This window comes from Nonomuraea sp. NPDC049624 (genome assembly GCF_040675255.1).
In the GTDB taxonomy this organism is placed as follows: Bacteria; Actinomycetota; Actinomycetes; order Streptosporangiales; family Streptosporangiaceae; genus Nonomuraea.
This window is the reverse complement of record NZ_JBFAOR010000020.1, coordinates 21,116-45,270: the sequence shown is the minus strand read 5'-3', so window position 1 is coordinate 45,270 and position 24,155 is coordinate 21,116. Positions and strand designations below refer to the sequence as shown.

Annotated in this window: 20 protein-coding genes; 12 read left to right on the top strand and 8 right to left on the bottom strand. The window is 70.8% G+C overall.

Annotated elements, in window-relative coordinates:
- Positions 1-14: 14 nt before the first annotated feature.
- Positions 15-503 (bottom strand): GNAT family N-acetyltransferase, encoded by a 489-nt coding sequence (locus AB0J76_RS46555; RefSeq protein WP_352330301.1) that lies wholly within the window; start codon positions 501-503, stop codon positions 15-17.
- A gap of 398 nt (positions 504-901) precedes the next feature.
- On the opposite strand from AB0J76_RS46555, the gene AB0J76_RS46550 reads away from it, so the two are divergent.
- Positions 902-1,960 carry an LLM class flavin-dependent oxidoreductase gene (locus AB0J76_RS46550; RefSeq protein WP_364393773.1) on the top strand — a complete coding sequence of 353 codons (1,059 nt, stop codon included), beginning with the start codon at positions 902-904 and terminating at the stop codon, positions 1,958-1,960.
- 686 nt (positions 1,961-2,646) lie between these two features.
- Here AB0J76_RS46550 and AB0J76_RS46545 read toward each other — a convergent pair.
- The 3 genes from AB0J76_RS46545 to AB0J76_RS46535 form a co-directional block, all read right to left on the bottom strand.
- Complete coding sequence (locus AB0J76_RS46545) at positions 2,647-3,441, bottom strand: neutral zinc metallopeptidase (RefSeq protein ID WP_352327162.1); 795 nt, start codon at positions 3,439-3,441, stop codon at positions 2,647-2,649.
- Between the two features lie 497 nt (positions 3,442-3,938).
- Positions 3,939-4,976, bottom strand: a complete 1,038-nt coding sequence (locus AB0J76_RS46540) for an aldo/keto reductase (RefSeq protein WP_352327161.1) — start codon at positions 4,974-4,976, stop codon at positions 3,939-3,941.
- Between the two features lie 78 nt (positions 4,977-5,054).
- Positions 5,055-5,516 (bottom strand): VOC family protein, encoded by a 462-nt coding sequence (locus tag AB0J76_RS46535; RefSeq protein WP_352327160.1) that lies wholly within the window; start codon positions 5,514-5,516, stop codon positions 5,055-5,057.
- 138 nt (positions 5,517-5,654) lie between these two features.
- Between AB0J76_RS46535 and AB0J76_RS46530 the strand changes: the two genes are divergently transcribed.
- From AB0J76_RS46530 to AB0J76_RS46520, 3 genes are all read left to right on the top strand, one after another.
- Positions 5,655-6,650, top strand: coding sequence for a YafY family protein (locus AB0J76_RS46530; protein ID WP_352327159.1), 996 nt, complete (start codon positions 5,655-5,657; stop codon positions 6,648-6,650).
- 1,055 nt (positions 6,651-7,705) lie between these two features.
- On the top strand, positions 7,706-8,170 hold the full coding sequence (locus AB0J76_RS46525) for a sigma-70 family RNA polymerase sigma factor (protein WP_352327158.1): 465 nt from the start codon (positions 7,706-7,708) through the stop codon (positions 8,168-8,170).
- A 145-nt stretch (positions 8,171-8,315) separates the two neighbouring features.
- Positions 8,316-8,882: a hypothetical protein gene (locus tag AB0J76_RS46520; RefSeq protein ID WP_352327157.1), complete on the top strand. Its 567-nt coding sequence runs from the start codon at positions 8,316-8,318 to the stop codon at positions 8,880-8,882.
- A gap of 69 nt (positions 8,883-8,951) precedes the next feature.
- Here the strand turns inward: AB0J76_RS46520 and AB0J76_RS46515 are convergent, their stop codons facing one another.
- Positions 8,952-9,905, bottom strand: a complete 954-nt coding sequence (locus AB0J76_RS46515; RefSeq protein ID WP_352327156.1) for a helix-turn-helix domain-containing protein — start codon at positions 9,903-9,905, stop codon at positions 8,952-8,954.
- Between the two features lie 485 nt (positions 9,906-10,390).
- Here AB0J76_RS46515 and AB0J76_RS46510 point away from each other — a divergent pair, with 485 nt between their 5' ends.
- From AB0J76_RS46510 to AB0J76_RS46480, 7 genes are all read left to right on the top strand, one after another.
- Positions 10,391-11,299 carry an LLM class flavin-dependent oxidoreductase gene (locus AB0J76_RS46510; protein WP_352327155.1) on the top strand — a complete coding sequence of 303 codons (909 nt, stop codon included), beginning with the start codon at positions 10,391-10,393 and terminating at the stop codon, positions 11,297-11,299.
- Between the two features lie 624 nt (positions 11,300-11,923).
- A complete protein-coding gene (locus AB0J76_RS46505; RefSeq protein WP_364393767.1) occupies positions 11,924-14,638 on the top strand; it encodes an AAA family ATPase in 2,715 nt (904 codons plus the stop codon).
- 68 nt (positions 14,639-14,706) lie between these two features.
- Positions 14,707-15,954 carry a M24 family metallopeptidase gene (locus tag AB0J76_RS46500; protein ID WP_352331133.1) on the top strand — a complete coding sequence of 416 codons (1,248 nt, stop codon included), beginning with the start codon at positions 14,707-14,709 and terminating at the stop codon, positions 15,952-15,954.
- Positions 15,951-16,367 (top strand): SRPBCC family protein, encoded by a 417-nt coding sequence (locus tag AB0J76_RS46495; protein ID WP_352331135.1) that lies wholly within the window; start codon positions 15,951-15,953, stop codon positions 16,365-16,367. The genes AB0J76_RS46500 and AB0J76_RS46495 overlap by 4 nt, the downstream gene beginning before the upstream one ends.
- Before the next feature lie 2 nt (positions 16,368-16,369).
- On the top strand, positions 16,370-17,353 hold the full coding sequence (locus AB0J76_RS46490; protein ID WP_364393835.1) for an MBL fold metallo-hydrolase: 984 nt from the start codon (positions 16,370-16,372) through the stop codon (positions 17,351-17,353).
- A 187-nt stretch (positions 17,354-17,540) separates the two neighbouring features.
- Positions 17,541-19,103, top strand: coding sequence for an alpha/beta fold hydrolase (locus tag AB0J76_RS46485; protein WP_352329218.1), 1,563 nt, complete (start codon positions 17,541-17,543; stop codon positions 19,101-19,103).
- Positions 19,104-19,133: 30 nt separating this feature from the next.
- A complete protein-coding gene (locus tag AB0J76_RS46480; protein WP_364393762.1) occupies positions 19,134-19,970 on the top strand; it encodes a serine protease in 837 nt (278 codons plus the stop codon).
- A 15-nt stretch (positions 19,971-19,985) separates the two neighbouring features.
- Here the strand turns inward: AB0J76_RS46480 and AB0J76_RS46475 are convergent, their stop codons facing one another.
- A complete protein-coding gene (locus AB0J76_RS46475; RefSeq protein WP_352329214.1) occupies positions 19,986-20,555 on the bottom strand; it encodes a DUF2332 family protein in 570 nt (189 codons plus the stop codon).
- A 188-nt stretch (positions 20,556-20,743) separates the two neighbouring features.
- Here AB0J76_RS46475 and AB0J76_RS46470 point away from each other — a divergent pair, with 188 nt between their 5' ends.
- Positions 20,744-20,980, top strand: a complete 237-nt coding sequence (locus tag AB0J76_RS46470) for a DUF6289 family protein (protein ID WP_352329212.1) — start codon at positions 20,744-20,746, stop codon at positions 20,978-20,980.
- Positions 20,981-21,010: 30 nt separating this feature from the next.
- On the opposite strand, the gene AB0J76_RS46465 is transcribed toward AB0J76_RS46470, so the two are convergent.
- Entirely contained in the window at positions 21,011-23,389 is a 2,379-nt protein-coding gene (locus AB0J76_RS46465) for a glycoside hydrolase family 65 protein (RefSeq protein ID WP_352329210.1), read from the bottom strand.
- A complete protein-coding gene (locus AB0J76_RS46460; RefSeq protein ID WP_364393757.1) occupies positions 23,386-24,144 on the bottom strand; it encodes a beta-phosphoglucomutase family hydrolase in 759 nt (252 codons plus the stop codon). Before AB0J76_RS46460 ends, AB0J76_RS46465 begins: the two co-directional genes overlap by 4 nt.
- Positions 24,145-24,155: the final 11 nt, after the last annotated feature.

Sequence of the window (24,155 nt, the reverse complement as noted above, 5' to 3'; positions counted from 1 at the left end):
TCCTGCGCGGGAGCTCAGCCGACGATCCGCTTCTCGAAGCAGGTGGAGTGGGGCATCGAGGTGTAGGGCGGGAAGATCGGGATGCGGGTGTAGCCCTCCCGCTCGTACAGACGGATCGCGTCAGGCTGGCGGTCCCCGGTTTGCAGGACGACGCGTCGCGCGCCCGGCGCGCCCGCGGCCTCCTCGGCCGCGGCGAGCAAGGACCGCGCCACCCCGCTCCCCCGATGTGACGGGGCCACGTACATCCGCTTGAGCTCGACCTCGTCGCCGAGGCGGCGCAGCAGCACGTGCCCGACGGGCCGCTCGGCGTCGAAGGCGATGCCGGTGAACAGCACGGATTCCGCCCGCACGGCCATCCCGGCGGGAAGGTGGCCGGGGTCGGCCGCCAACCTGTCGGCGTAGCGCCGGCCCATCTCCTCCTGCATGGCCGCGCGCAGCGCCTCGGCCGCCGGATGGTCAAAGGGCAGGGATCGGACGGTGAACGTGGCGTTGTCCATGGTCATGCGTTGCCTCCCGTACGTGTTGCTCACCCGTGACCGGTTCACCGGCGGCGCGTGGCCCATGCCCGATCCTGAGGTCGTGGAGCAGTCCCCGGCTCATGGCGCAGGACGCCAGCCGAGCAGGGACGCCAGCTCCTGGGCGCCGGCGGCGAGCAGCCGGACGTGCTCTGCCGGGATCGGCGGCCACTGCGTCCGACCACACTGCCGGTACGGGCGCTCACCTTCGAACTGATGCGACAGCCGATCAGCGCTGACATGGCGCGCCTGCGCAGAAAGCGAAGTCGATCTCTCGCCTGGAGTACCGACGGAACCCGCCCATAATCTATACTTTACCTACATAGATACTAGGTTTTAGGTGATCTGGGTCATAGTGCGCCGAAAAGGACAGGAAGATCCCGCTGATGAGCCTTCAGTTCCTCTGGTACATCCCGAACCAGGCCCAGCCCGGACACCGCGGTGACGACGTCGTCGCGGACCACAACAGCCTGGAGACCCTCAGCGGCCACGCCCGGGCCCTCGAGGAGCACGGCTGGAGCGGGGCGCTCATCGGCACCGGCTGGGGACGGCCCGACACCTTCACGATCGCCACCGCGCTGGCCGCGCGGACCACGACGTTCCAGCCGCTGATCGCGGTCCGGCCCGGCTACTGGCGTCCGGCCAACTTCGCCTCCGCCGCCGCGACCCTGGACCATCTCACCGGTGGCAGGGTGCTGGTCAACATCGTCTCGGGCAAGGACGACCTGGCCGCCTACGGCGACAGCGAAGGCGACCAGGCGCACCGCTACGCCCGTACGAAGGAGTTCATGCGGATCGTGCGCAAGCTATGGACCGAGGACGACGTCACCTACCACGGCGAGCACTTCAGCGTCACCGGCTCCACCGTGGTGCCGCGCACCGTCGTCCGGGGCGGGCGCCGCCACCCCCGCCTCTACTTCGGCGGCGCCTCCGAGGCCGCCGAGCAGGTGGCCGCCACCGAGGCCGACGTCCAGCTCTTCTGGGGCGAGCCACTCGACGGCGTCGCCGCCCGGATCGACCGGCTCAGGCGCCTCAGCGACAAGCTCGGACGCGAGCACCCGCCGCTGGAGTTCGGGCTGCGCATCACCACGCTGGTGCGCGACACCACCGAACAGGCCTGGGCCGACGCCGAGGCCAAGATCGAGGAGATGGCGAAGGGCGCCATCGAGCGCGACCCGAACCGGCACGCTGCCGTCGGCCAGCAGCGGCTGCTCGACCTGGCCGCGCGGGGCGACGTGCTCGACGACAACCTCTACACCGCCCCCGGCAGGTTCGGCGCCGGCGGCGCGGGCACCACCTGGCTGGTCGGCTCGGCCGAGGACGTGGCCAAGTCCCTGCGCAACTATCAGGCCCTCGGCATCACCCACTTCGTCCTCTCCGACACTCCCTACCTGCCTGAGATCAAACGCCAGGGCGACCAACTGCTCCCCCTGTTGCGCGGATGAGCGCGACGTTCTCGCCCGCTCATGGCGCGACAAGCCGACCGAAGCCGCCTCCCAGACCCGACCGCGCGAAACCCTCCGGCTCCACCAAGCGCCACCGGTGTACTCCAGGACGAGGCAGGGCGCCGGAACCCGTACGGTGCGGAAGTCAGTGGTACGGCGCAGACAGAAGTCGAGCCGCTCGCACACGCAGATCGCGCCGACATCGGCGTTCCTGCGTGCAGGAACAGCGAGACGTCGAGGGCATACCGCAGCAGGCAGCCGCACCGTTCGGTCAGAAGGAACACCGAACACCTCAACCGGCTGACCCTCGACAGCCAGGTTGCCCCACAAGTCGGCCTGGTTGTTGTCCAACGAGCGGCGCGGCCGTCGCGGTTCGGCCCGGCGCGTAGGTGCCCTCATGCAGGTCTTGCGCTGCTCCACCTCCACCTGGCCCAGGTTCTCCACATGGCCGGCCAGGGCGTCGGGAGCGATCATGAACTCCAGGGCGAAGCCGCAGTTCGTCGTGCCAGCCGGGTGAGTGAGACCACCGTTCGTATCTCAACACGCGGGACTGCGCCTCGCGTGGTGATACTCGGGTGTGTCCCAGGACGCGATGAACGGTCGCGCGGCCCGGCCTGCGCGAAGCCTGTCAAGGAGATCAACGTCCGTGCCAGCGAGGCGATACGGCAGACAGGGGCTCTGTGCGATCAGGAAACCTTGGACGAGGAGACCGTCCAGGTGTTGCACGCCTGCGGGGATCTGGCGCGGAAGCCCTTGTCGAGCCAGATGGCGATGTTGCGGCCTTTGCCGTGGTCGCGGTTCTTGTACTGCTCGTCCCCGCTGTTCCGCGTTATCTGGAGCAAGATCTCCCAGTCTTCCTCGCTGCGTTCTGTCAAGGAGTCCCAGACGCTGCCGGTGAACACTCCGCCAAGGCACTCCGCCTGCAACTCCATGCGGCGGCTCTGCTCGTTCAGTTCACTCTTGTTCCGGTACGGATGGCGGTCGTAGCTGCGGGCGATCCCAGTGAGGTTCTGCAGGTGGTGCCCGTACTCGTGGGCGGCCGTCTGGAACAGGAACAGGTCGGTGGGATCGTCGAGCATGTCGTCGTCCAGAAGGACGAGGAAATGCCGTTCTGCGTCGCAGTATCTGGCTGCGGCGGAGCCCCAGGGCTCCCCGCAGTACTTGCGTGGCTTGGTGATGAATCCGATCTTGGCCTTGGCGAAGGGCAGGCCCGCCTTCTTGAAGTGGGCGCCCCACGACCGGTTGAGACAGTTCAGCACCGCAGTCAGGTACCGCTTGGCGGACGCGACGGTCTTCGGCCCGATTTCGCGCTCCGGGCACCGGCTCGCTTGGAGTTCGCCCGTACGGTACAGCTTGTTCGCGGTCAGAGCCCGGGCCCGGACGGGGAAGGCGGATGTCGCGTGTGCGGTTCCGGATAACGGGGTGCCGGATAACAGCAGGCCGGCGAGCGTGGTGGTGGCGACAAGGGTGACGAAGCGCATGATCGTCATCTTAGGGTGGGTGCCGGGCCTGGTGCCGCCGTCCTCAGGCGGCCCCGTCGGGGGAACAGGGACGGCGACCCGCAGCACGCTGCAGCTCGCGGACGAGCCCTGGCCGCCGCGCTATGGGCCCTGCCCTTCGAACACCCCTGATCGCCCTGGCACGACCGCTGCTCTCCCCCGTCTCGCGGGCGTTCCGGTCGAAACGGTCTCGGTGATTGCCCTTCCCGTCTCCCCTCCTATCGGTGCCGACGGACCAGCAGCCCTCCCCTACTGCCGCTCCCCACAGTCCCTCGCTCCTGGAAGCCGGGCACGAAGAACGCGGGGCTGGACTGACTACTCACTGTCGATCGGCCGCCCTCCCCGCCCGTGGGTCGCACGTCAGCACCTTCGTCGCAGTGGCCAAGGCGATGGACCGTCCCCCGCACCCGCGTGCACGGGCTGCCGCTGCCGTTGATCACCCCCGGTACTGGACGACGCAGTGGTCGTGGACAGGCACGTCAGGCGGCGGCGCGGTCGCCGGTGCGGCGGCGGCGCAGGTCGGCTTGCTCGAGTGCGGGTGGGACGTAGGCGATGTCGAGCGTGCCCGGGTTCACCCCGGGCGGGACCACCTTGTCGATCTGGTCGAGGGTGTCGTCGTCGAGGGTGGTGCCGGTGCCGGCGAGCAGGTCGCCGAGCTGCGCCATGGTGCGGGGACCGATGATCGCCGAGGTGACCGCGGGATGGCTGATGACGAAGGCCAGGGCCAGATGGGTGAGCGACAGACCGGCCTGCTCGGCGATCGGGACGAGTTCTTCGACGGCATCGTGGTTGCGCTTGTCGGTCATGTGCTTGGGCACCCAGTGCATGCGGGCGCTCGAGACTTGTTCGTTGCCGCCCTTGCGGTAGCGGCCGGTGAGCAGACCCGAGGCCAGCGGGCTCCAGACCAGCGTGCCCAGCCCGTAGCGCTCGCAGACCGGGAGCACGTCGCGCTCGATGCCGCGGTTCAGGATCGAGTACGGCGGCTGTTCGGTGCGGAAGCGGGCCAGCCCGCGCCGTTCGGAAGCCCATTGGGCCTCGACGATCTCCGCGGCCGGCAGGCTGGAATGGCCGATCGCGCGTACCTTGCCCGCCTGCATCAGGTCGGTCAGGGCAGCGAGGGTCTCCTCGATGTCGGTGCCGGGCTCGGGGTGGTGGACCTGGTAGAGGTCGATATGGTCGACGCCGAGACGCCGCAGCGAGTTCTCGACCGCGGTGACGATCCAGCGGCGGGAACTGCCGCGATGGTTGGGGTCGGCGCCCATGGGGCCGTTGAATTTGGTGGCGAGCACCACGTCGTCGCGTCGGCCGCGCAGCGCCTTGCCCACGATCCGTTCGGTTTCGCCGTCACCGCCGTAGACGTCGGCGGTGTCGATGAAGTTGATGCCGGCGTCGAGGGCCCGGTGGATGATGGCGACGCAGTCGTCGGGGTCGGAGTTGCCGAACGGGCCGAACATCATGGTGCCGAGGCAGTAGGGACTGACCTTGATCCCGGTACGGCCCAGAGAGCGAGTGCGCATGATCTGTTCCTTCGAGAAAGCCGGGTGGTCGGAGACGGCCTGGGCAGGCCGCCTCGGACCGGATGAGTGCGTGGGGGGTCAGCCGGCGTACGGGGCGGCGACGTCGAGGATCCAGGTGACGCCGAAGCGGTCGGTCAGCATCCCGAAGCCCGGGGCCCACTGCGACGGGCCGTATTTCTCGATGATGTCGGCGCCGTCGGCCAGCTTGTCCCACAGCGCGCCGACCTCCTCGGTGGTCTCGCCGCGGACGGACACGAAGAACCGCTCTCCGGTCAGCGTCATGCCGTGCTCGCGAGTGGTGGCGGCGGGCGCGGTGGCGGCCGGTGCCTGGCCGGGCACGTCGTACGCCATGATGCTGAAGCCGTTGTCGGCCGTCACCTGGCCGAAGACGATCTTGTCGGCGTCCGGCAGTTCCTTCGGCATGCCGAAGTCGCCGTACGAGATGGCGGTGAGGCGGCCGCCGAACACGGTCTGGTAGAACTCCAGCGCTGCGCGAGCGTCGCCGCGGAAGTTCAGGTGGGTGGTGGTGGAGATGGCCATGCTGATGACTCCTTATTGATTTTCCGGGCGCCAGTGTCAAAGGGGGGCCGTCCGGGTGCCGTGGCTGACCGGCTCGATACGAAGGTTCGCAGAGGTAGGTGACAGGATGTGGCACCTACTTCGGGCAGAATGAGGTTCATGCAGAAAACTTCTGCCCGGCTGCTGGCTCTGCTGTCGCTGCTGCAGACCCGCCGGGACTGGCCCGGCACGGCGCTGGCCGATCGCCTGGACATCAGCCTGCGGACCGTGCGCCGCGATGTCGACCGGCTCCGCGAGCTCGGCTACCCCATCGCCGCCGTCAAAGGCCCTGACGGCGGCTACCGGCTCAGCGCCGGCACCGAACTCCCCCCGCTGCTGTTCGACGACGAACAGGCCGTCGCCCTCACCATCGCCTTGCAGATCGTCGCCACCAACCCCGGCGACGGCCTCGCCGAACCCGCCGAACGGGCACTGAACACCATCCGGCAGATCATGCCCTCCCGACTCCGGCACCGCATCGACGCGCTGCGCGTCACCGCCGTCGAACGACCTGTCACCCGGCCGGCCACCCCGGTCGACGGCGACGTGCTCCTGACCATCAGCGCCGCCGTCCACGCCCGCGAGATCTTGCGCTTCGACTACGGCGCCGAGGTCACGGACAAACCCCCACGCCGCGTCGAACCTCACCACGTCATCACCTGGGACGGACGCTGGTACCTCATCGCGTGGGACCTTGACCGCGACGACTGGCGCACCTTCCGCGCCGACCGGATCACCCCGCGCACCCCCAGCGGGCCCCGGTTCACTCCGCGCGTACTGCCCGGAGGAGACGTCGCCACCTTCCTCACCAGCACGTTCCGCGGCTCTGGCGACGCCTCGGGCAACTGGCCCTGCCAAGGCACAGTGATCCTCGATCTGCCCGCCGCCACCGTGGCCCTCTACACCCGCGAGGGAATCGTCGAGGAGACCAGCCCCCACCGCTGCCGGCTCACCCTCGGATCCTGGTCCTGGCCCAGCCTCGCCGCCGCCGTCGCCCGCTACGACGCCGACATCGAAGTCATCGGCCCCGACGAACTCACCGACGCCTTCGAACACCTCGCCCGCCGATTCACCAGAGCCGCAACCGGCCACGGCCTCGCATCACCGACATCGTGAGTTGCCTACGAAAGACCCAGGGGTTGAACAGACCAGCGAACTCGCCGGCACCATGCGTGACCGGTCAGACGCAAGCGGCCGGCTAGTCGCACACTGAGCCTCAACGCCCGGCACCGGCTCCGAGCAAGAAAGGGAGCGTCCCCGAACACCTCGCCGAAATCGCCGACGTCCCGCAAACTGCTCACCTACGCGCGGCCGCGCGCGTCTCCGAGATGTTCCGCCTCGTAAGCGGCACCGGCCACATCCTCGACGTGCTCGACGCTCTCCACCGCGACCAGGTGGCTCTGCGCATCCACGACTACGCGTTCTCCGCGATGGACCTCACCACCCGCGCACCGGCGACCTGCTTCTGTACTGCCGGGCGCCCATGCACCCGGCCCCTCAATCGGCGAGGACCTGCTGTGAGAACTGTGCCATCGCGGCTGTGAGCTGTCCTTCTACGTAGACTAACCGGCCAACCAGCTTGGGAGTCGGCCCTGGCCAGCCCGATTGTTTCGGTCGGCGACCTGCGCCTGGCTGAGGCCCCCCAGTGATCCGGCCGACAGCCCGGGCCGGGTAGCTCGATATTCGAACGGCACATCATTGAGTCGCTCGTAGTGGTGACGGGGTGGCCGGGAATCACTTGAGCTCCCGGCGCCCTGGCAAGCGGACGGGAATCCCATGGATCCGGACGGCGCGCTCCCCGGCTCGATCCGGACAAGGTCGCAAACTGCTTCCATCTGTTCAGAGCCGAGAGCGAAAGCGAAAGCCGGCCGGAGGCGGCCCGGCGCCTCGAACGGAGGAGAAATACAGGGGGAGCCCGTCATGAGCGCATCGGCGTGTGTCCGGGGTGTGAATTGGTGGTCATAGGGGCGACTGCCCGGCGCGTGCGATAAGCCGGGCCGGGGGCCAATCGGGCCGTGCTCAGGTGGCCCGGAAACGTCCGGCGGTGGTCCTGGTGCGACGATTCTGCACGTCTGCAATCTTACGGGGCGACTTTGTCCGGGCTTTTTCGTATGCATGGAAACGGAGAGGGCCGTGGCATGAATGTCACAGAACAACGTTGGCATGTCCTGATGGCGTACCGGCCGCGACTGCTGGCCTTGGCGATACGCATGGGGGCGGGGGCGGACGCGGAGGACGTCGTCCAGGACGCGTTGCTGCGCACCGCCACCTTCGCCGGGCTGGAGGAGGAACGGGCGTGGCCCTTCCTCGCCACCGTCACGGCACGACTCGTGGTCGACCACCACCGCCGAACCGCCCGCGACCTGGTGTTACGCCGCCACGCGGCACTCATGCCACGCCCCCACGGCTTCGAGGACGCCGTGGCCGACGGGGACGAGGCCAGGCGCGCGGCACCCCTGATCGCACTGCTCGACCCCGAGATCCGCCATGTGGTCCGCCTGCGGATGGAAGGCGCCACCTGGGGACAGATCGGCGTCGCGTGCGGCGAATCGGCCGCCGCCGTCGAGATGCGGTATCGCCGCGCGACGGCTCCCGTGCGGCGGGCCATGAACCGCCCGGCCGGAAATCGGCGATGAATTCTGTCGAGCTCGCCGGCCAGGAACGTACTACCGGTGAAAGGTTCGTTCGTTCAGGCCGATGTGCGATTCTTGGGAATCGCGGAAAAGGACAGCCATGAGAAGCTCTCGAAGGCGCATTCCGCCCGTACGGCATGCGTTTGTCGTGCTGCTGGCGGCGGCGCTCGCCTGCTTGATGTTCGCGCCCGCGGCGGGAGCGGAGAGCAGGACGTCCCAGAAAGTCTCGTCGTCTCTTACGGATCCCGACACCGAACTGGCCACCACGGAGAACGGCGAGGAACCGCTGGACTCCATCTCCAGCGAGGATTATCTCGCGAAGCTCGCCCAGAACGATGTCATCGTCTCGGCGGAGGAACGGACCCAGATCATGGCGAGTTCCTGCTGGATCTACACCGGCTACCGGGGCGGCAAGAACCGCGTCGGCCAATGGCTCTGGAAGTATTTCCAGAGAATGGACTACTGCGGCGACGGCTCCCGGATCACCAGCGCCCACTTCTACACCAGGTGGGCCGAGGTTTACATGGTGGGCTGGTCGTTCAAGGGTCACGAGTCGCTCGTGAGCAACGGCGGCCGGGGAGCGGTCCAATGGCGCAAGCGGACCCAGGGCGTCTTCTGCCTGGTCCCGTACCTCTCCTGCATACAGGAATCGCACCCCTGGGTGGACATGACCGTCTACGGTAACGGCGCGAGGTCCTTCAGCGCCGGCGGCTGACAGACGAGAGCGCCGGTCCGGGAAGCCCTCCGGGCCGGTGCTCTGTGCCGTCGGCGGCGAACGGAAGCGTCATGATCTCCTGCGGAAACGCGACGGTGAAACCCCGGCCCACGCCACGAACGCCTGCCGTAAGGACTCGGCGGAGGAGAAACCGCACCGCCGGGCGATGGCCGCGACCGGCTCACGAGTGCCGGTGAGCAACTGGGCGGCCGCTTCGAGCCGCGTCTCGCGCACCAGCCGCGAGGGAGTGCGGCCGACGCACTCGACGAACAGCCTGCTCAGATGCCGCTCGCTCACCCCGGCGAGGGCGGCCAGACGGGCGACACCGAGGTCCTCGTCCAGATGGCTGACCACGTGGTCGACGACTCGGCGGACCAAGACCTGGTCGGCGTGCGCGATCCGGTTGAACATGCTCACCTGCGCCTGGTCCCCCGGCCTTTTCAGGTACGTGACCATGCCCATGGCGACGCGGCGGGCCAGTTCGGCCCCGTGGTCTTCCTCGATGAACGACAGCGTGAGATCTAGCGAGGCCGTGACCCCGCCTGACGTCGCGACCGTGCCGTCCCGTACGAAGATCGGAGCGGGGTCGACCCGTACGTGCGGGTATCGGGCGGCCAGCCGTCCGGCCTCGTACCAGTGCGTGGTGGCCCGGCGGTTGTCGAGCAGCCCGGCCGCGGCCAGCACGGTCGCCCCCGTGCACACGGACGCGACCCGCCGCGACAGCCCGGCGAGCCGCATGACCTGACTCACGAACCGAGGGTTGGCGGCGGCGGTCTCATGCCCCTGGCCGCCCGAGACGATCAGGGTGTCGATGGGGCCGCCCATCGTGTCGATCCGTCCCTGGCCGGGCAGCTCCAGCCCGGAGTCGCAGCGTACGGGCCGGCCCATCGGAGTCGCGAACACGACCTGGTACACCGGGTCGGCACCCTGCCGGTTGGCGTAGTCGAAACCGGTCGTCACACACGCGACGTCAACGAGTTCGATGCCGTCGAAACCGATGACGACCACCAGCCGTCCTGTCATGACTACACGGTACGAGCGAGCGACGGAACACGCGCTGCCGAAATTCCACGAATGGGCCCCAGCGCGCCGGAAGCAGCGGACGACTGCTGCATCACCTCAGACTTTCGCACGACGACGGTCACGCTGTGTGCTTCAGCAGCGTCACGTCCACGAATGTGGTGCATGAGTCGCCCTGTTTCTGCAGGTCAAGAGGACAGTGTCTGCGGGATCGGGGGCGCGTCCAGCGAGAACCGCAGGTCAGACGGCGGCGTTGGAATCGCGGTTTCCAGAGCTCCGGCACGGCCCATGTCCGCCGCATCTCGGTGGCACCGCTGGACGACTCCATCCGAACCGGCGCGGCACGGCCGGGAGGTGCGGCTGCTGCGGGTCGGCCGCCACGCCATGGTCGTGTATGCCCTGACCTGGTAACTGCCGATCCGCCGGCCCGCCTCGCCTTCCGGAGGGGAATTGACCTCAAGCCCGCCTGAGGTTGCATAGTCGGCCGCATGAACAACTTCGAGATCGGTGTGATCCTTCCTGGCGTCGGCGAGCAGCGCACAAGGGGCCTCGACCTGCGAGAGGCCGCCCGGCACGCGGAGGACGCCGGGTTGGACGGCGTCTGGCACGGCGACCACCTGGCCATCGGCGCGCCGACCCTGGACGCGTCGATCGCGCTGGCCACTGCGGCCGCCGTCACGTCGAGGGTCAGGATCGGCGCAAGCGTGTTCGTCCCGGCGATCCGGCCGCTGGCCTGGGCGGCCAAGCAGGTCGCGAGCCTGCAGCACGTGTCGGGCGGCAGGCTGGTCCTGGGCGTCGGCTCGGGCGGCGGGCCGGGGCAGTGGGCCGCCGCCGGGGTGGCGTACGGGCGGCGCGGACTCCGTACGGACACCGCGCTGGAACTGCTCCCCGGACTGCTGGCCGGGAAGGAGACCAGGCTGCCGGACGAGCCGGGGCAGCCGCCGGTCACGCTGTCCCCGGCCGCGGCCATGCCGCCCGTGTGGGTCGGCAACGCGTCGGAGGCGGCGATCCGGCGGGCGGCGCGGCTGGGCGACGGCTGGTTCCCCTCGCTGATCTCCCCGCTGGAGGTCGCCGAGGGACGGGGACGGCTGGCCGAGCTGGCCGGGCAGGCAGGCCGTCCCGTTCCGATCGTCGCCATCGGTTGCGCCGCCGCGCTGGGAGCCGGGCCCGACGTGCCGTCCCGGGCTCAGGTGGCGTCCGGGATCAGCGCCGGCTACGGCCGTCCGCTTGAGGACGTGCTGCCGCTCCCCCTCACCGGCCACCCCGAGGAGGCCGCCGGACGGCTGAACGACTACCGCGAGGCAGGGGCGAGCCACGCGGTCGTCGGGATCCCGGGCGGCGACTGGCGGCGGCAGGTGGACCTCCTGGCGGAGGTGCGCACCCTCCTGCACGGGTGACGTCCCGGACGAGCCGGGGTCGTGATCACGTCCAGCCGAAGGTTTCCGCCAAGCAGCTGGGCCCGCGACAGACGTGCTGCCGGCGATGAACGGGGCCAGTCACATCCCGCCGAGATCGCAGGCTCTGGAGGCCACCTCTCGTGGGATCCCGGCCCTGTTGAGGGAATCGCGGCACTGGAGCCAGCCTCCAATCTCGCCGCTGGCGGCCACCGCGCATGACGCCCTTGTCCGTGCGTTCGGGCCGTATCCCTTGCCTTCCAGGTAGGACACGCAATCGCCGGCGTCGGCCTGCGCCGGTGACGCGGTGAAGGCGACGAGCCCAGCCGCCATGGTCGCGGCTGCCGCCACAGTTGCAAGGAAAGCTTTGGACATGCGAGCTTCCTCCCTTCGTGGGCCATTGGTGACCGTATGCAAGCATGTCCAGATTTCGGCCGGAACGGGACGGTGACGTCGTGTCTGGATCTTTGGGCTTGCTGTCGGGTTCCCTGTGCCCGGCTCGCTGTCGTGGGCCGAGCGGCAAGTCAGACTATGCCCGCCGGAAGCCCATATGATCGCATTGGGCGCAGGGGAAGGTCGTGCACCTCCGGCGATCGAGTGGATGCGCCGTGACTGCTGAGGATCTTCATGTTGCACGGCCGTCAGGCGGAACAGGCCCGGATCGACCAGATGCTCGATGGACCGGGCGGCGCTCTGGTGGTGCGCGGCGAGGCGGGCATCGGCAAGACGGCCCTGCTGGAGTACGCCGCCCGGCGGACGCCGGGGCGCGTGCTGCGAGTCGCCGGGGTCGAGTCGGAGGCCGAGTTGCCCTTCGCCGCCCTGCATCTGCTGTTACGCCCCGTTCTCGACGGCGTCGGCGCGCTGCCCACGCAGCAGGCGGAGGCGTTGCTGGGCGCGCTCGGCCTCGGCGAGGCGACCCGAGGAGACCGCTTCCTCGTCGGCCTGGCGACCCTCAGTCTCCTCGTGGAGTTGTCTGCGGAGGGACCCCTGGTCTGCCTGGTCGACGACGCGCAGTGGCTGGACAGCGAATCCGCCGACGCCCTGGTGTTCGCCGCCCGCCGCCTGCACATCGAGCCCGTCGTCGTCCTGTTCTCGGCGCGGGAGGACGGCGGGACCTTCCCCGGCGGGGGGCTGCCCGAGCTGCGGCTGGACAAGCTCGACGCCGACACGGCGGGGCATCTGCTGGCCGAGCAGGCGGCGGACCTGCCGCTCGCCGTCCGCGATCAGCTCGTCGCCGAGGCGCAGGGCAACCCGCTGGCCCTGGTCGAGCTGCCCCGCATGCTCAGTCCCGAGCAACGGGCGGGCGCCTTCACCCCTCTGGCCTTCTCCCTCGGGCCGGTGGAGCCGGTGACGGACCGGGTGCTCGCGAGCTTCCGCGACCGGATCGCCGCTCTCCCCGCCGCCACTCGTTCCTGCCTGCTCACCGCGGCCCTGGACGACCGTGGCGAGTTGAAGGTTCTCGCCGCCGCACTCGGCCGGCTCGACGCCTCGCTGGCGGACTTCGCGCCGGCGGAGCGAGCCGGACTGGTCCAGGTCAGCGCGGCCGGTGTCGTCTTCCGTCACCCACTGGTACGCACAGCGGTCCTGCTCGCCTGCGACATCGCCGCCCGGATGGCCGCACACCGGGCCCTGGCGGATGCGGTCGACGACGACCGCCGCGCCTGGCACCTGGCGGCCGTCACCCTGCGACCGGACGAGGACGTGGCCGGTGAACTGGAGAGCCTGGCGCTGCGCGCCCGGCAGCGCGGCGGGCAGGCGACGGTCTCGGCAGCTTACGCGCGGGCGGCCGAGCTGTCCGCCGACCCCGCCCACGCCGTACGCCGGTGGACGACCGCCGCCGGGGCGGCCGCCGAGGCGGGGCTGAGCCGGCGGGCGGCCGAATTGGTCGCGGCGGCGCTGCGGCAGGCGGGCTCGTCCACGCTGGACCGATCGGTCCTGGCCGAACTGGCCCGCGTGCGGGCACAGCTCGCCTTCGAGGCCGACAGGCCGCTGGAGGCCGTCCGGCTGCTGCAGGAAGGCGCCGAGACGGCGGATCCCTCCACGGTGCTCTCGCTGCTCGGCCTCGCCGGCTTCTACGCCTGGACCAGTGCGCCCCACCCCGATCAGATCGCCCTGGCCCGTCGCACCGAGGAGCTGACACCCGACGGTGGCGGGCTCGCCGCCGCGGTGCGCGCGATCAGCCGTGGCTTCCGCATGATCCTGGAAGGGGACACCACCCCCGTACCGGCCTTCCCCGACGGTATGGGCGAGCCGGCGGCCGTGCCGTTCGAGGTTCGCATGGTCATCACCTACCACGCGATCGTCCGCGCAGAACGCGAGGAGATGCTCACCGGCGCGACCGCCCTGGTCGAGGAGTGCCGGGCGCAGGGACGGCTGGGCCGCCTCCCCCAGGCCATCACGCTCCTCACCATCGCCCAGCTGGTCGACGGGCGCCACCGGTCGGCGCGTGCCATGGTGGCCGAGGGGCTGAACCTGGCCGCCGACGTCGGCCAGCCGTTCTGGCGCGGCTACCTGGGAGGCGTCCAAGCCTGGCTGTACGGGGTGGCGGGCATGGAGGAGGAGTGGGCCGCGTGCACCGCCGAGGCCCTGCGGCACGCCGACGACAGCTCCTGGCTGCCGGCGGGCACGTGGGCCGAGTACGGTCGGGTGATCCTCGACCTCGGGCTGGGTCGCAACCAGGCGGTGCTCGACCGGCTGGACAGGGTGACGGAGGGCGCCTCGCGGCACGCGTTCATCTGGAGGTATGCCTGGCCGGACTACGTCGAGGCGGCCGTCAGGGCGGGCACGCCGCGACGCGCCGAGCCGGTCCTGCGCCGCTACGCGACCTGGGCCGAGGGCGTCGGGCAGCCCGGTCCGCTCGCCGTGCTGCATCGGGCACGAGCCCTGCTGGCCTCCGACGAGCAGACCGCGGGCCTCTACGAGCGTGCGCTCGTCCTGCACGGCCGGCACGAGCAGCCCTTCGACCAGGCCAGGACCCGCCTGGTGTACGGCGAGTGGTTGCGCCGCCAGCGGCGGCGCGCCGAGGCCCGCGTCCAGCTCGAGACGGCGATGGAGGCCTTCGACCGGCTGGACGCCTCCCCGTGGTCCGCCCGCGCGGCCGGGGAACTGCGCGCCACCGGCGCCTCGCCGGCCCGCCGCGTCAAGGCCGACGACCCGCTGGCCACGCTCACCCCGCAAGAGCTCCAAGTGGTACGGCTGGCCGTCACCGGCGCGTCGAACCGGGAGATCGGCGCCCAGTTGTTCCTCAGCCCGCGCACGGTCGCCTACCACCTGTACAAAGCCTTCCCCAAGCTGGGCGTCTCCTCGCGCGGTGAACTGGCCATGCTGGGCCCGATGACCTAAGCGGGCCGCGGCGGCTCCAGCAGGATGACGGAAGCGACGTCAGGGCGGCCGTTCCTAACGTCTCCCCCATGAACGTTCCCACCTACTCCCTCGCCGAGCGCGACCGCCGCTGGGCACTCGCACGGGAGATCATGGAAGCCGAGGGCGTGCAGGCGCTCATCGCCTACGGCGAGCACGAGTGCGCGGACCTCGCGCCCTTCGCGCCGGATGTCTACTTCACCAACGACCGTCCCGGCGCGATCGTCATCTTCTGCCGGGACGCCGACCCGATCGAGCTGACCTGGTCGACCCTGCCGGTCGCCGACCACATCCAGGCGCTGCGCCGCGGCGAGGAGTTGTGGATCCCGCCCGAGCGCATCCGCGTCGCCAAGCACGCGGCCGGGGTGGTGGAGGTCCTGCGCGAGCACCGCCTGGAGAGCGGGAGGGTCGGCGTGCTCGGCCTGGACCCCTACCCGCCCTTCCACATCAACCCGATCATGCCGCACGGCCTGTGGAACCAGGTGCTGGCCGAGTTGCCCGGCGTGGAGTTCCAGCCGGTCGGGCTCAGCTATCTGTTCGCCACCATCTGCCAGTCGGAAGAGGAGCTGGCCGTCGTCCGCCACTCCGCCGCCACCGGCGACGCCATGGCCGAGGCGATGGTCGAGGCGGCCCGGCCGGGCGCGAGCGAGGCCGACGTGTACGCCGCGGGCATGACGGCCGCCTTCCGCCGCGGGCTGGCGGCTCCCGACATGCTGATCTCCTCCGGGCCCGGGTTCGTCTCCTGGGGCCCGCCGGCCTGGTCCTACCGGCCGCAGGCGCCGCGCGTCATCGAGGACGGCGACGTGATCATGGCGGAGGTGTTCTGCCGGTTCGGCATGAAGGAGACCCAGCACCAGGTCGCCATCGCCGTCGGCGAGGTCCATCCCGACATCGAGGTGGGCGCCAAGGTCGCCCGCGCCGCCTACGAGGCCGGGCTGGCCGCCGCCCGTCCCGGCAACACCTTCGGCGACCTGGTCGAGGCCATGCGCGCGCCGCTGGAGGAGGCCGGGGCCTGGAACGTGCACCCACTGGTGCACACGCTCAACCCCATGGGGCCGGTGTGCGGGTTCGGCGCCGGGCTTCGCCGCCTGCCCGAGGCCGCCCGCTACGGACGGCTGTTCGAGGTGCCCACGATGGGCGGCGAACTGCCCCTCGCCCCCGGCATGACCTTCGCCTTCGAACCCAACGCCGTCATCGGCGACCGCCTGACCAACCTGGGGGGCACCGTCGTCATCGGCGAGGACGACCCCGTCGAACTGAACCCGCTGACCGCCCAGCTGCTGAGGAGCCGGCCGTGATCACCATCGACCACACCACGACGTACGCGCGGCCCGCCGCCGCCGTCTTCGCCGTCCTGTCCGACCCCGCGCGTTTCCCCGAATGGCAGGCCGACGTCCTGGAGTCGCGGGCGGACGGGCCGCTGCGTGACGGCGTCCACGTCGAGCAGGTACGCAAGGTGATGGGCCGCCGCACCGAGATCGGCCTGACGGTCACCGACTACGTGCCGGGTGAATCGCTCACGCTGCACACCCCGCCGCAGGCCAAGCCGGGGGTGAGCCAGGCGTACCGGGTCAGCGACGTCGACGGCGGCTGCCGGGTGGAGTTCCGGCTGGAGCTGGAGGGGGTGCCGAAGATGGCCGAGCACCTGGTGCGCGCCCAGCTCGGCAAGCAGGTGCCGCAGCTCTTCGAGCGACTGGGGACGCTGCTGTGAGCATGCACATCCCCGAGCGGGAGATCGCCGAGCGGCCCGCGGCCTACAACGGGCCCAACCTGTCGCCGGTCGGTCTGGAGCTCGTCCCGAGACGGCTCGCCGACGGCGTCCACGCGCTGATGGCCGTCCCGGCGCCCAAGGACAACAACGGGCTCATCGCCGGCCGAGACGCCGCGCTCGTGGTCGACGCCGGCATCACCCCTGACGTCTCGCGCACGATCCAGTCGCTGGCCGCCGAGCTGACCGACCGGCCGCTGCGCTACCTGGTCAACACGACCTACCACGGTGATCACACGTTCGGGAACATGGCCTTCCCCGCCGACACCGTGATCATCTCCTCCCGCGCCAACCGCGACAACATGTCCGACCTCGGCTTCGAGAAGCAGGTCAGATCGGGCAACATGTACGGCGACGAGGCTCTCTTCGACGCGGTGACCACCTGGCGACTTCCCGATGTCGTCTTCGACTCCTTCGCCGAGGTCGACCTGGGCGGCCGGACGGTCGAGCTGTGGCACTTCGGGCCCGGCAACGGCCCGGGCGACACCGTGGTCCACGTGCCCGACGTCAGGACGGCCTGGACCGGCAACCTGCTGTGCCACGCCGGCATCGCCCACATGCTGCTGCAGGGCGGGCCCGCGCCGTACCTGGCCACCCTGCGTGCCATGAAGGCGGCGCTGCCCGAGATGCGGACCATCGTGCCCGGCCACGGCCCCGCCGGCGACGGCCACCGGGCCATCGACGCCCTGATCTCCTACCTCGAACGGCTCCACGAGGAGGTCCACACCGCGACGCGGCAGGGCCGCACCTTGGAGGAGACCACACGGACCTGCACAGATCCGTGGGCCGAACGCCTCGACCCGGCGCTCGCCTCCGCCCTCGGGCCGCCCCAGGCTCAGGACGCGATGCTGCACCTGTGCCGCAACCTGCACAGACTCAACATCCTGACCACCTACCGGCTCTACACGATGGAGGCATCCGCCGGGTAGGGAACGACCCCGACGAGGGTGATGCTGGTGGCCGGCCGGAGCCGGCCACGGCCTTTCCCCCGTATGGATGGCGCCTGCGGCAGTTGCGTGGATACACAGCGGATACGTGGCCGCGTGGTCGCCGATACGGGGTCGCGACGGGGCGGGAACCTGGGCCCTTCAGGGTGGGCGACGTACGCCTGACGGCGTGCCCCGCGCGCTTGCAGGTGTGCGGGCAGGACCGTCGAAAGATGCGACCATGTTCAGCACCCGTGAAATCCCAGGCACTCGTCCGGCGCGCGTGGCGGTCGCGTGCCTGGTCGGCCTGGCGAGCCTCGCAGCCGCCGGCGCGGCCGAGGCCCGCACAGACGAAGACCCTCTGACGTGGCGTGCATGCGCCAAGACGGCCAAGGACTGGCCCGTCGAGAACGACACCAGGACCGAATGCTCCTTGCTGACGGTTCCCCTGGACTACGCGAACCCGCAGGGCCGCAAGATAAAGATCGCCGTGAGCAGGATCAAGGCCGCCGACCCCGGCAGGCGCCGTGGTGTGCTGGTCATCAGTCCCGGCGGTCCCGGCATCAGCAACATCGACGCGCCGGCGACGTACGCCCCGAGCAGGCTCGGCGCGCTGGCCGTCGACCATGACCTGATCGGGTTCGATCCCAGGGGCGTGGGCTACAGCGACAAGATCAAGTGCACCGCGGAGGAACCGTCGCCCGCCGCGTCCGCCAAGAGCCGGGAGTCGCCGTCCAGCACCTCCCCCAAGGAGACGGCGAAGGCCGCGTTCGCCGAGACGGCCGCGTACAACAAGCGGTGCGCCGCCAAGGATCCCGCCTTCGTCCAGCAGTTGACCACCACGAACATAGCGCGTGACGTGGATTCGATCCGCGCGGCCCTGGGCGAATCGAAGATCAACTTCTACGGGGTGTCCTACGGCACCGCGGTGGGCGCGAACTACCGGTCGCTGTTCGACAACCGGGTGAACGCGATGTGGCTGGATTCGGTGATGCCCCCCGTCATCGACCTGGCCGCCATGGACGCCACGACGGACGCGCTCAACGAGAAGCGCTTCAACGCCTTCGTTCCATGGCTGGCGCGGCACGACAGCGAGTTCCACTTCGGGACGACCGACGCCGTGGTCCGCCGGACCATCCTCACGCTGCACGACGAGCTTCGCCGGGCACCGCGTCGGGTGGACGCGAACACGGTGCTCGACGGCGAGTGGGTCAGGCAGCAGCTGGGAGGCGGGCCCAGCAGCTGGATCTCCGCCGCGAGGGATCTCGCCACCGTCCGCGAAGGCGGCGTCCCGCTGTCGGCGCGTCCCGCTCCGCAGGCCGCGAAGGTGTTCGGGTTCGACGAGACCCCGCTGGGCCTGAACCTGATCCAGTACCAGGCGATCTTCTGCAACGAGGGTGTCGGCGGCCGCGATTTCGAGCAGATGTGGGCGGCCGCGCAGGCTCGGCGAGCAGCCTTCCCCGCGACCGGCGGCTATTTCGAGCGCAGCGGCTGGTGCGGGGAATGGCCGTGGGCCGCGCGCCCGTGGAAGCCGGTCAGGGGAACCAGCCCGCTGCAACTGTCCGGCCACGCCGACGAGGACACCACGCCGTACGCCTGGGCGGTGGACACGGCGAAGGCCACCGGCGGGGCTTTGCTGACGGTTCAGGACGACGCGCACGCCTCGCTGCGCCGGCTGCCCTGCGCCGCGAAGGTGATCGACTTCTTCCGCACCGGCCGTACCGTCGCGGGCACCTGCCCCGGTACGCGCTGACCGCGGTCCCCTCCCATGAACGGACATGAGATGCGTGTGTTTCGGCGAATCGGCGCGGCACTGGGCGCCGCCATCCTCGGCCTCAGCCTGCCGGCCCTCCCCGCGCGGGCGGCGGCCGCGGACCTGGCGGGCGCCGTCAACGTGGACGGTTGCTCGGGATCGCTGGTGCGGATGCCGGCCAGCGCGGCCGACGACCGGGCCTTCGTCCTGACCAACGGGCACTGCTACGAGGGCACCTGGCCGGTGCCCGACGAGGTCCTGGTGGACCAGCCGTCCCACCGCGTGGTCGACCTGCTCGACGGCGCCGGCGAGCCGGTGGCCACCTTGCACGTGGCCAGAGCGGTCTACGTGACCCTGACCGGCACCGACGTCGCGTTGTACCAGCTGGACCTGACCTACCGGCAGTTGGAGCGGGCCTACCGCGTCCGGCCGCTCACGGTGTCGGCGGAGCGTCCCGCGCCGGGCACGGACATCCGGGTGGTCTCCGGAAGCATGAAGAAGGTCTTCTCGTGCGAGATCGACACGCTGGTCCACCGGGTGCTGGAGGTGGGCAACGTGACCAAGGACGTCATCCGCTACACGCGGAAGTGCGACACCGGCCACGGCACCTCGGGATCCCCAATCGTCGACGCCAGGAGCGGCAAGGTCGTCGGCATCAACAACACCAGCAACCACGACGGCGGCCGATGCACGCTCGACAACCCGTGCGAGATGAACCGCGACGGCGTCATCAGCGTGCGCAAGGGCATCGCCTACGGGACCCAGACGTACTGGCTCGCCACCTGCGTCAGCGCGGGGAACCGGCTCGACCTGGAGCGCCCCGGCTGCCTGCTGCCCAGGCCGGACCCGCGGCTCTCCGCGAGGTGAGGCCGTCTCCTCGCATCACGTGAACCAGGTGATCTCCTGGCCGTGCGATCGGGTCCAGGCCAGCGGCCGCCCGTCCAGCGCGAGCACGTGGTGGTTCGCCTCGTCCGGCGGCGTCGGGAGCGGGTCGTAGGGCAGCACATCGGGGGTTTCGTTCGAGATCCAGTGTCCGGGGAGCCCGCGTACCGTCTCGGCGAAGGCCATCCGTCGCGGCATCGGCACGTGGTACAGCACCGAGCTGTGGAACACCACCAGCGTCGCGTCGGGCGGGGACTGCGCGGCCAGGGCCGGCAGGTCGTCCACCAGGTCGCCCCGTACGAGCAGCGGCGGGTCGGCTGCGACGACGGCCGCGGCCGCCCGCAGCCTGGCCCGGCGGTGCGCGTGCTCGGGCCAGATGAGGGCGTCGAGCCAGGCCAGATCCGCCGGGTCGGTCACGTCGAGCGGGTTCAGGTCCAGGCCGGCCCGCCACACCACCTGGGGCAGGCCGGTCGGCGGCGTCATGCCGGCGGCCGTGCAGGCGAGGACCGGGTCACCTGAGCCGACCAGGTGATCGCCGTAGCGGTAGCCGTACCGTTCGGGGGCGGGCACGGTCGTCCTGGGTGTGCGGGAGCCGGCCGGCGCGTGGTCTATCGGCGTACCGAGACCGGTCACCTGCTCGCCGGCCAGGGGGAAGGCTGAGCAGGACGGGCCGGGTGATCCCCTTGCGTTTTCATCCCGCGCGACGGATCATTTCGTGCGCATCGTACCGTTTCCCTGCGAATCAGGAAGGACGATCCATGATCCGTCGCGTACTGGCCGTCGCGGTCCTGGCCGCCGCCACGCTCGCCACCGTCCCGGCCGCCGCGCAGGCCCTGCCTGCCTGCCCGGTCGGCTACCTGTGCAACACCCAGTACTTCTCCGACGCCGCGCGCACCCACCTGGTGGGCGTCAGGACGCAGTTCTGCGACCGTTCGGTCTCGACCTGGGGCACGCTCAGCGGCTACGTCACCTGGTCCTCCAGCCCCTGCAACTGACGGCGGGCCCCCGGACGGGGCCGGGGAGCCTCAGTCACTCGTCCTCCTGCCGGAGCCTCGGGGACGGCGCGGGCCCGGTTCGCGGCCGGGCGGCTGGCAGACCTGCTGCTCCGGCGCCGGTCGCGACGGGTTGGGCCGGGTGACCTCCGTCCCGTCCAGGAGGATCTGCTCGCCGTGGTGGGTCACCGTGATCGACGGCCCCCGCAGCAGCCGGTAGACCGTCGCCTCCGGGGTGACGCCGACGCTCAGCAGGCTGCCGCGGTAGCGCAGCCGGAAGGCGAGCCGGGTGATGCCGGGAGGGAGTGAGGGGGCGAAGCAGATCCGTCCCCGACCCGCGCGCATCCCGCCGAAGCCCGAGACGAGCGCGATCCACGCCCCGGCCAGCGAGGCCATGTGCACGCCGTCCATGGTGTTCCGCTCCAGGTCCGCCAGGTCCATCAGCGCCGCCTCGCCGAGATAGCGATAGGCGAGCTCCAGATGGCCCACCTCGGCGGCGATCACCGCCTGGGTGCAGGCCGACAGGGACGAGTCCCGTACGGTCAGCGGCTCGTAGTAGGCGAAGTTGCGGGACTTCTGCTCCGGGGTGAAGGCGTCCCCGCGCAGGTGCATGGCGAGCACCAGGTCCGCCTGCTTGACCACCTGCTTGCGGTAGAGGTCGAAGTACGGGAAGTGCAGCAGCAGCGGATACCGATCGGGCCCGGTGGCCGCGAAGTCCCAAAGCGCGTGCTGGGTGAAGCCCTCGCACTGCGGGTGGACCCCGAGCCGCTCGTCGTAGGGCACGGACATCGCCTCCGCCGCGTCCCGCCAGCGGCGGATCTCCTCGGCGGTGACCTGGAGCCGTTCCGCCGGGCCCGGATGGCGGTCCGCGGCCTCGGCCGCCGCGCGGAGGTTCTGCTGGGCCATCAGGTTCGTGTACACGTTGTCGTCGACCACGGCGGTGTACTCGTCGGGGCCGGTCACCCCGTCGATGCGGTAGCGCCCGGCCGCGTCGTGGTGGCCGAGGGCGCACCACAGCCGGGCCGTCTCGACCAGCAGCGGCAGGCCGGTCCGCTGTTCGAACGACAGGTCCTGGCTGGCGTCCACGTACTGGATCGCCGCGTGCGCGAGGTCGGCGTTGACGTGGAAGGCCGCGGCTCCGGCGGGCCAGTAGCCGGAGCACTCCTCGCCGTGGATGGTCCGCCAGGGGAAGGCGGTGCCGTGCAGGCCGAGCTGCCGCGCGCGCTCACGGGCGAGCGGGATCGTGGCCCGCCGCCAGCACAGCGCGTCCGCGACGGCCGCCGGATGGGTGTAGGTGAGCACCGGCAGCACGAAGATCTCGGTGTCCCAGAAGGCGTGCCCGTCGTAGCCGGAGCCGGTCAGGCCCTTGGCCGGGATGGCGCGCTCCTCCAGGCGCGCGGCCGACTGCAGCAGATGGAACAGCCCGAAACGCACCGCCTGCTGCACCTCGGCGTCGCCCTCCACCTCGACGTCCGCGCCTTCCCAGAAGTCGTCGAGGAAACGTCGCTGGTCGGCGTGCAGGCCGTCCCAGCCGTCCAGGCGGGCGGAGGCCAGCGCCGCGGCCACCTGGTCGTGCAGCGCGGCCCGCGAGCGCTGCGCCGACCATCCGTAGGAGAAGAACTTGACCAGCCGCAGCGTCTGGCCGGGCCCCAGGCGGGTGGCCACGGTCAGCCGGCTGATGTCGTCGGTGCCCTGCGCCTCGATCCGGGTGCCGTCCGGCCCGTCGATCTCGTGGCACATCCCGGCGGCCACGCGCAGGCGGCTGGCCCGGGTGCGGTGGACCATGATCGCCGTTCCCTCGCTGCTCGGCAGGTTCTCCTCCGCGACCAGCGGCGCGTGCAACGGCGCGGCGGCGCGCGGGTCCCTGCCCTCGTAGGTCTGGGTCTCGTTGGCGATCAGCTCCGACTGGACGACCACGCGCAACGGCCGCTCGACGGCCTCGACCTCGTACAGGATCGCGGCGACCGCGCGGTGGGTGAAGGACACCAGCCGGGTGGACGTGATCCGGACCGGGGCCCCGGTCGGGGAGCTCCAGTGGGCCGTGCGGGTCAGGGTGCCGGCGCGCAGGTCGAGGACCCGTTCGTGCTGGTGGAGCGTCCCGTACCGCAGGTCGAACGGCTCGTCGCCGACCAGCAGCCGGATCACCTTGCCGTTGGTGACGTTCACCACGGTCTGTCCCGATTCCGGGTACCCGTAGCCCGCCTCCGCGTACGGCAGCGGCCGCACCTCGTAGAACCCGTTGAGGTACGTGCCCGGCGCCCCGTGCGGCTCGCCCTCGTCCAGGTTGCCGCGCAGCCCGATATGGCCGTTGGACAGCGCGAACACCGACTCGGTCTGCGCCAGCACCCGCAGGTCGAGATGCCGCTCCCGGACGGCCCACGGCTCGACGGTGAACGCCGGATGCCGGATCATCGGGCCTCCCGGGACGGCGGCTCCAGCAGGTCGGCCAGGTCGGTGACCACGACGTCGGCGCCGTGGTCGCGCAACGCCTCCGCCTGCCCCGCCCGGTCGACGCCGACGACGTGGCCGAACCCGCCCGCCCGGCCGGCGGCTACCCCGGCCAGGGCGTCCTCGAACACCGCCGCCTCGGACGCCCGCAGCCCCAGCGCCTCGGCGCCCGCCAGGTACATGTCCGGGGCCGGCTTGCCGGCGAGCCCGCGGTCCCGGGCCACGACGCCGTCGATGCGGGCCTCGAACTGCGCGGCGAGCCCGGCGGCGGCGAGGACCTGCTCGGTGTTGGCGCTGGAGGACACCACCGCGCGGCGCAGCCCCGCGTCCCGGACCGCGGCCAGGTAGCGGACGGAGCCGGGGAACACGTCCACGCCGTCCCGGTCGATGATGGCCTGCACCAGGGCGTTCTTGCGGTTGGACAGGCCGGACACGGTCATCGTGCCGGGCGGGTCGTCCGGCGTCCCCTCGGGCAGGCTGATGCCTCGGGAGTCGAGGAAGCTGCGCGCGCCGTCCGCCCGTTTCTTGCCGTCGACGTAGCGGTCGTAGTCGGCGCCCGCGTCGAAGGGGACGAACGCGGCCCCGGTCCGCTCGCTCCAGGCCCGCAGGAAGTCGTCGAACATCGACTTCCACGCCCTGGCGTGCACGGTGGCGGTACGCGTCAGCACGCCGTCCATGTCGAACAGGCACCCCCGAATCCCGTCAGGCAGCCCCAGCATGGATCCCCCGT